Genomic DNA, 7,233 nt, shown 5'->3' on the forward strand with positions numbered 1-7,233 from the left:
GTACTGGCGGCGGTTGAGGAACGACGTGGGGTTGTACCCGAACGGCGGCCGCAGTCGCTCCTCGTAAGACCCCCAGTCGTCCTTGATGCCCGTGGGGAACTCGCCCTCGTGGACGGCGTTGCCCTGCGCGGTCGCCAGGACGGCGGACAGGATGCCGACCTCGACCGCGGTGGGGTTGCCGCGCACGACCCGGAAGAACGGTTCCGCCGGTGCCGTCGTCGCGTCCCCGCCCGCGCCCACCACCGGGTCCTGCTGCTCTGCGGCGGTCACAGCGGGATGTTCCCGTGCTTCTTGGCGGGCACCTCGACGACCTTGCGGTCGAGGAGGCGGAGTGCCTGGGCGACCTGCAGGCGCGTGTGCGACGGCGGGATCACGGCGTCGACGTACCCGCGCTCGGCGGCGACGTACGGGTTGACGAGGGTGTCCTCGTACTCGGCCTGGAGCTTCAGGCGCAGCGCGTCGACGTCCTCGCCGTTGGCCGCCGCCTGCTTGAGCTGGTCGCGGTAGACGAACCCCACGGCCCCCGACGCGCCCATCACCGCGATCTCGGCCGTGGGCCACGCCAGATTGATGTCCGCGCCCATGTGCTTGGAGCCCATGACGTCGTAGGCCCCACCGTAGGCCTTGCGGGTGATCACGGTGACCTTGCCTACGGTGGCCTCACCGTAGGCGTACAGCAGCTTCGCGCCGCGGCGGATGATCCCGTCGAACTCCTGTCCGGTACCCGGGAGGAAGCCGGGGACGTCGACGAGGGTGAGGATGGGGATGTTGAAGGCGTCGCAGGTGCGGACGAAGCGGGCGGCCTTCTCGGACGCCTTGATGTCCAGGCAGCCGGCGAACTGGGTGGGCTGGTTGGCCACCACACCGACGCTGCGGCCCTCGACCCGGCCGAAGCCCACGATCACGTTCATGGCGTACTGCGCCTGGGTCTCGAGGAACTCGCCGTCGTCGACGATGTGCGAGATGACCTCGTGCATGTCGTACGGGCTGTTGGAGGAGTCCGGGATGATCGTGTCCAGCTCGTGGTCGTCCAGGGTGAGGTTGTCCTCGATCGCGCCCTCGATCGGCGGGACCGGGAACCGGGGGGCCTCGGCACGATTGTTGCTGGGGAGGTAGGACAGCAGGTCCTTGACGTAGTCGAGGGCGTCCTGCTCGTCGCTCGCGGTGTAATGGGAGACGCCGGACTTGGTCATGTGGGTGGTGGCGCCCCCCAGTTCCTCCTGGGTGACCTCTTCCCCGGTGACCGTCTTGATGACGTCCGGACCTGTGACGAACATCTGCGAGGTCTTGTCGACCATCACGGTGAAGTCCGTGAGGGCGGGGGAGTAGACGTGGCCGCCGGCGGAGGGGCCCATGATCAGGGACACCTGGGGGATGACCCCGGACGCCTGGACGTTGCGGTGGAAGATCTCGCCGTAGAGACCGAGGGAGACCACACCCTCCTGGATGCGGGCACCGGCGCCGTGGTTGATACCGATCATCGGGCGTCCGGTCTTGAGCGCCAGGTCCATGACCTTGACGATCTTCTCGCCGTAGACCTCTCCGAGCGAGCCGCCGAAGACGGTGGCGTCCTGCGAGAACACGCAGACGCTGCGGCCGTCGATGGTGCCGTACCCGGTGATGACACCGTCTCCCAGCGGCCGGCGCTCGGCCAGGCCGAACGTCGTGGCGCGGTGGCGGGCGAGGGCGTCGATCTCCACGAACGAACCCGGGTCGAGGAGGTTCTCGATCCTCTCGCGGGCCGTCATCAGACCCTTGTCGTGCATCCTGTCGATCGCGGCCTGTCCCATCGGGGCACGGGCTTCGTCGAGGCGCCGACGCAGTTCGGACAGTTTCCCGGCGGTCGTGTGGATGTCGGGCGTCGCAGCGTCGGTCGGGACGTCGTCACTCACGTCCGGTTCTGAGGCAGTCGTCATGTTGTAAGACTCTAACGACTCGGCCGGATCCGTGACGACGTGACCCGGCATACTGCCCCGCACCGGCGGCGCCGTCGGGCGGGGTTCGGACCTACTCTGGTCCTCGTGCACGCAGACACCGGACCCGGATCCCCGCGCCCACTCGACGCCGACGCCCTCCGGCGTGCGCTGGTCGGGACGCCGGACGCGCCCTACACCTCACTCGAGGTGCTCGAGGAGACCGGCTCGACCAACGCCGAGTCGATCGAGCGTGCGGTACAGGGTGCGGCGGACCGCAGTGTGCTCCTGGCCGAGTACCAGGCCGCCGGTCGGGGACGACTCGGGCGGACGTGGACGGCGCCGCCGCGGACGCAGGTGGCGCTCAGCGTCCTGCTGCGTCCCGGCGCGGTCTCGCCCGACCTGTTCGGCTGGCTTCCGCTGGTCACGGGGTTGGCCGTTCGCGACGGTCTGGTGACCTCGGGCGGGGTGGACGCCACCCTGAAATGGCCCAACGACGTCCTCGTCGACGGGAGCAAGATCGCGGGGATCCTCTCGGAGATGACGACCGTGCCCGCGGAGGGCGACTTCGACCTCCGACTACCGGCGCTGGTGGTCGGTCTGGGGATCAACGTGACGCTCACCCGGGAACAGCTGCCCATCCCGCACGCCACCTCGCTCGCTCTCGCCGGTGGTGTCACCGACCGCGACGCCGTCGCGCGGGCGGTCCTCGAGGCCCTGGCACGCCGGCACGAACAGTGGCGCGGATGCGAGAGGGGGAGCGGGTCGACCATCTCGGACGAGCTGCTGGCCGAGTACTCGGACGCCTGCTCGACGCTCGGTGCCGAGGTGCGCGTCCTCCTTCCGGGGGACGTCGTCCGGACCGGTCGGGCCGATCGTGTCGACAGGGAAGGCCGCCTCGTCGTCGTCACCCCGGAGGGAGAGGTGGCGGTGGCCGCCGGGGACGTCACCCACGTCCGCCCCGCCGACGACCGGTGGGGCGGCTGACCCGTGGGGTTCGTCCGTTCGGTTCTCGCGCCGGGGGAGACGCTGCTCGTCCACAGTCACCCGCACTGGCGGGCGCTCGTGCGTCCCGGGTTGGTGACGGTGATCGGCGCCGGTCTCGCCGGGATCGCCGGGGGTTTCATCGAGACGCAGGTGGTCCACGCCGGCGACCGCGCCGCCACCTGGGCGATGGTGGCCGGGGTCTACCTACTCGTGGTCCTGCGTTTCGGCCTGTGGCCCGCGCTGCGGTGGGCGCGCACCGATCTGGTGGTGACCGACGAGCGGGTGCTCTACCGGCCGGCGGGGTCGACACGACGGTGTGTCGACGTGCCACTGCGCCGGATCAGTGCGGTGCGGTTCCGGCACACGCTCACCGACCGGGCGCTGGGCACGGGGTGCCTCATCCTCGAGTGCGGGTACCTGCCGCCGGTGGAGATCGACCACGTCCCCGGTGTGGCGCGAGTCCACGCCGCGGTCTACGACGAACTGCTCCGGTTGCCGCCCGTCCCCCCGCCCGGGCCATCCGTCGCCCCGCCGCGCTCCCGCTGGGGCCTGCCGGGGCGTCGGTGACCCGGCGCCCGTACGTGAGAACATGGACCCCGTGAACGACGACTCGCGCATCCGCCGCAATCCACTCGGTTCGCCCGTCGTGGCGATGATCGGGGGTGGCCAGCTCGCCCGCATGACACACCAGTCGGCGGTGGCTCTCGGCCAGACCCTCCGCGTGCTCGCCGCCGACCCGCAGGATCCGGCGGCACAGGTGACGCCCGACGTCGTCATCGGCGCCCACGACGACCCCGACGCGGTCCGCGGTGTCGCGGCCGGCGCCGATGTGATGACCTTCGACCACGAGCACGTCCCCCCGGAGATCCTGGTGGAACTCGAGTCCGCCGGGGTCGCGGTCCGGCCCCGGGCCTCGGCACTCATCCACGCCCAGGACAAGCTGGTCATGCGTCGGGCGCTCGCGGAGATCGGCGCACCCGTCCCGCCGTTCACGGCCGTGGACTCGGTCGAGGACGTGCGGCGCTTCCACGACGAACAACAGGGGCGGATCGTCCTCAAGTCCGCGCGCGGCGGTTACGACGGTCGTGGTGTGTGGATGCCGGAGTCGGTCGAGCAGGCCGAGCGGATCGCGCAGGAGCAGCTGGACGCCGGAGTGCCGATGATGGCCGAGGCGCGGGTGCCGTGGACACGGGAACTCTCCGCGCTCGTCGCGCGGTCGCCGTTCGGCCAGGGTGCGGTGTGGCCCGTGGTGGAGACGGTGCAACGGGACGGCATCTGCGCCGTCGTGGTGGCACCCGCCCCCGGGTTGCCCGACGATCTCCGGTCCGCGGTGCAGGCCACCGCTCTACGCCTGGCGGAGCACCTCGACGTGACCGGGGTGATGGCGGTCGAGCTCTTCGAGGTCATCGGCTCCGACGGTCGCCCGGGAGTGCTGGTGAACGAGTTGGCCATGCGTCCGCACAACTCCGGGCACTGGACCATGGACGGAGCCACCACCAGTCAGTTCGAGCAGCACCTGCGGGCCGTTCTCGACTATCCGCTCGGATCCACCGTCCCGACCGCCCCCGTGACCGTGATGGCCAATGTCCTCGGTGCCGCGGAGACGCCCGAGATGAGCATGGACGAACGGGTCCACCACCTCGGGGCCAGGTTCCCCCACGCCAAGGTCCACCTCTACGGCAAGTCCGAGCGGCCCGGACGCAAGATCGGACATGTCAACGTGCTCGCCGACCCCGGTATCGACCCGGATGACCCCGAGCAGGTGGACACGGTGCGTGCGGTGGCCGAGCACGCCGCCCACTGGCTCTCCCACGGGGAATGGGCTGACGGCTGGGACCCCCACACGGGGCCGCCGGTCGGGGACTTCGACCGCTGACCCCATTTCCTTTCGACGGAGAGGCATCGCAATGACCACACCATCCGGCGGGCCGCAGGTCGGCCTGATCATGGGAAGCGACTCGGACTGGCCCACGATGGAGGCCGCAGCGGAGGCCCTGGCCGAGTTCGGCATCCCCTTCGAGGTGGGGGTGGTCTCGGCGCACCGGACCCCGCAGAAGATGCTGGACTACGCCCGCTCGGCGGCCGGGCGGGGGATCCGGGTGGTGATCGCGGGTGCCGGTGGCGCGGCGCATCTGCCCGGGATGGTCGCCTCCGCGACCGCGCTGCCGGTCATCGGTGTCCCGGTGCCCCTGAAGCACCTCGACGGGATGGACTCGCTGCTGTCCATCGTGCAGATGCCGGCCGGGGTGCCCGTGGCCACCGTGTCGATAGGCGGCGCGCGCAACGCCGGGCTCCTGGCGGTCCGGATCCTCGCCGCCTCGGACGCGGAGCTCCGGTCGCGGATGGAGCGGTTCCAGGCGGATCTGGAGGCGATGGTCGAGCGCAAGGACGCCGCGCTCCGCCAGAGACTGCTCGGCTGAGCCCCGGGGGATCCCGTCCGCCCGAGTCCCGGCGAGTCTGGTCGGCGGGGCCCCGCCGCCAGGGCAAGGGGGACGGTGCCCGACTGGTAACTTGGGTGGTCGGGCGCGGCACGTCAGGCCCCGCGGCGAGAACGGCGGAGAAGTGGCGCCGTCGGGATCGCCGGGAGGTGCCCCGGACGGTGTCCGCCGCGCGATCAACACTGACGATTCCCTCTTGGAGGACCGCACATGTCCGGTAACCCCGACTTCGACCTGTACCAGCCCGCGGAGGAGCACGAGGAGCTCCGCGCGGCGATCCGCGCGCTCTCGGAGAAGGAGATCGAGCCGCACGCCGCGGACGTCGACGAGAACGAGCGGTTCCCGCAGGAGGCGCTCGACGCCCTCAACGCCTCGGGGTTCAACGCGGTCCACGTGCCGGAGGAGTACGGCGGACAGGGCGCGGACTCCGTCGCCGCCTGCATCGTCATCGAAGAGGTCGCGCGCGTCTGCGGTTCCTCGTCGCTGATCCCCGCCGTCAACAAGCTCGGCACCATGGGCCTGATCCTCGCCGGCGACGAGGACCTCAAGCAGAAGGTTCTGCCCGGTATCGCCGAGGGCGCCATGGCCTCCTACGCGCTGTCCGAGCGCGAGGCGGGGTCCGACGCCGCGGCCATGCGCACCCGCGCCCGCCAGGACGGAGACGACTGGATCCTCAACGGGGGCAAGGCGTGGATCACCAACGGCGGCAAGTCCACCTGGTACACCGTCATGGCCGTCACGGACCCGGAGAAGGGGCCCGGCGGGATCTCCGCGTTCATGGTGCACGCGGAGGACGAGGGATTCGGCGTGTCCAAGACCGAGAAGAAGCTCGGGATCAAGGGCTCACCCACCGCGGAGCTGTACTTCGAGAACGTCCGGATCCCCGGTGACCGGATCATCGGCGAGCCGGGCACGGGATTCAAGACCGCGTTGCAGACGCTGGATCACACCCGCCCCACCATCGGTGCCCAGGCCGTGGGTCTGGCGCAGGGCGCGCTCGACGCGGCGATCGCCTACACCAAGGAGCGCAAGCAGTTCGGCAAGGCGATCTCGGACTTCCAGAACACGCAGTTCATGCTGGCCGACATGGCGATGAAGGTCCAGGCCTCGCGTCTGATGGTGTACACCGCCGCCGCCAACGCCGAGCGCGGCAGCGCACCGGGCGGACAGAAGCTGGGCTTCATGGCCGCGGCGTCCAAGACGTTCGCCTCGGACGTCGCGATGGAGGTCACCACCAACGCGGTGCAGCTCTTCGGTGGCGCCGGGTACACCCGTGACTTCCCGGTCGAGCGCATGATGCGCGATGCCAAGATCACCCAGATCTACGAGGGCACCAACCAGATCAACCGCATGGTCATGGCGCGTCAGCTGCTGGCCTGAGCTGAGCTGAGCTGGGCTGGCCTGAGCCGGGCGGGCCTGAGCACCGAACCCCGCCGATCCGCCGCTCGCGAGGTCGGATCCGCCACCCCCTCGCGGGGAGCGGATCCGGCGCGTGGGTGGCGGATCTTCTCGTCCGGGGGGCGACCGGTCAGAGGGTGAGAGTGGTCCGCTCCGTCGTGGCCACGTCGGCGACGTCGGGCGCATCCGCGTCCGAACCGGTGACGAGGACGGCGGAACCGCCGGAGGCGAAGACCCGGGCGAGCACGGTGAGAGCGTCGGCTCGCTCGCGGCCGGCGATGAGCGCCCGGCCGACCAGCGCCGGGTCCGCCAGGTCCTCCACCGTCTGGCCGTCGAGCGCGGCCTCCCCACGCCCGGAGGGGACGAACGCGTCCGGGTGTATCCGGCACGACTCGGCCAGGTCGATGACCCCCGGGGGGACGGCCACGCCCGCCGCGCCCAACGGGCGGCCCATCGGGTCGGTGGTCATGAGCAGTGTCTCGACCTCGGCGGGGTGT

7 protein-coding genes and 1 pseudogene are annotated in these 7,233 nt (G+C 70.8%); 5 read left to right on the forward strand and 3 right to left on the reverse strand.

The window, feature by feature from the left end:
* Together IY392_RS19205 and IY392_RS10115 are read right to left on the reverse strand one after the other, a co-directional pair.
* A partial coding sequence (locus IY392_RS19205) for an acyl-CoA carboxylase subunit epsilon (protein ID WP_309230148.1) occupies positions 1–270 on the reverse strand: 270 nt, incomplete at its 3' end.
* Positions 267–1,916 carry an acyl-CoA carboxylase subunit beta gene (locus tag IY392_RS10115; protein WP_107755922.1) on the reverse strand — a complete coding sequence of 550 codons (1,650 nt, stop codon included), beginning with the start codon at positions 1,914–1,916 and terminating at the stop codon, positions 267–269. The genes IY392_RS19205 and IY392_RS10115, both read right to left, overlap by 4 nt.
* 105 nt (positions 1,917–2,021) lie before the next feature.
* On the opposite strand from IY392_RS10115, the gene IY392_RS10120 reads away from it, so the two are divergent.
* The 5 genes from IY392_RS10120 (at position 2,022) to IY392_RS10140 (ending at position 6,718) form a co-directional block, all read left to right on the forward strand.
* On the forward strand, positions 2,022–2,900 hold the full coding sequence (locus tag IY392_RS10120) for a biotin--[acetyl-CoA-carboxylase] ligase (RefSeq protein ID WP_194861137.1): 879 nt from the start codon (positions 2,022–2,024) through the stop codon (positions 2,898–2,900).
* Positions 2,901–2,903: 3 nt separating this feature from the next.
* Positions 2,904–3,467, forward strand: coding sequence for a PH domain-containing protein (locus tag IY392_RS10125; protein ID WP_182612414.1), 564 nt, complete (start codon positions 2,904–2,906; stop codon positions 3,465–3,467).
* Between the two features lie 22 nt (positions 3,468–3,489).
* Entirely contained in the window at positions 3,490–4,776 is a 1,287-nt protein-coding gene (locus tag IY392_RS10130; protein WP_182612413.1) for a 5-(carboxyamino)imidazole ribonucleotide synthase, read from the forward strand.
* Positions 4,777–4,807: 31 nt separating this feature from the next.
* Positions 4,808–5,320, forward strand: a complete 513-nt coding sequence (gene purE / locus IY392_RS10135) for a 5-(carboxyamino)imidazole ribonucleotide mutase (RefSeq protein WP_107755926.1) — start codon at positions 4,808–4,810, stop codon at positions 5,318–5,320.
* 228 nt (positions 5,321–5,548) lie between these two features.
* The gene (locus tag IY392_RS10140) at positions 5,549–6,718 is read left to right on the forward strand and encodes an acyl-CoA dehydrogenase family protein (RefSeq protein ID WP_107755927.1); all 1,170 of its coding nucleotides are present in this window, start codon (positions 5,549–5,551) and stop codon (positions 6,716–6,718) included.
* A 148-nt stretch (positions 6,719–6,866) separates the two neighbouring features.
* On the opposite strand, the pseudogene IY392_RS10145 reads toward IY392_RS10140, so the two are convergent.
* Positions 6,867–7,233, reverse strand: a pseudogene (locus IY392_RS10145) (TIGR03089 family protein); the annotation flags it as partial.

The organism is Dietzia sp. SYD-A1, assembly GCF_015356725.1.
Lineage (GTDB): Bacteria > Actinomycetota > Actinomycetes > Mycobacteriales > Mycobacteriaceae > Dietzia.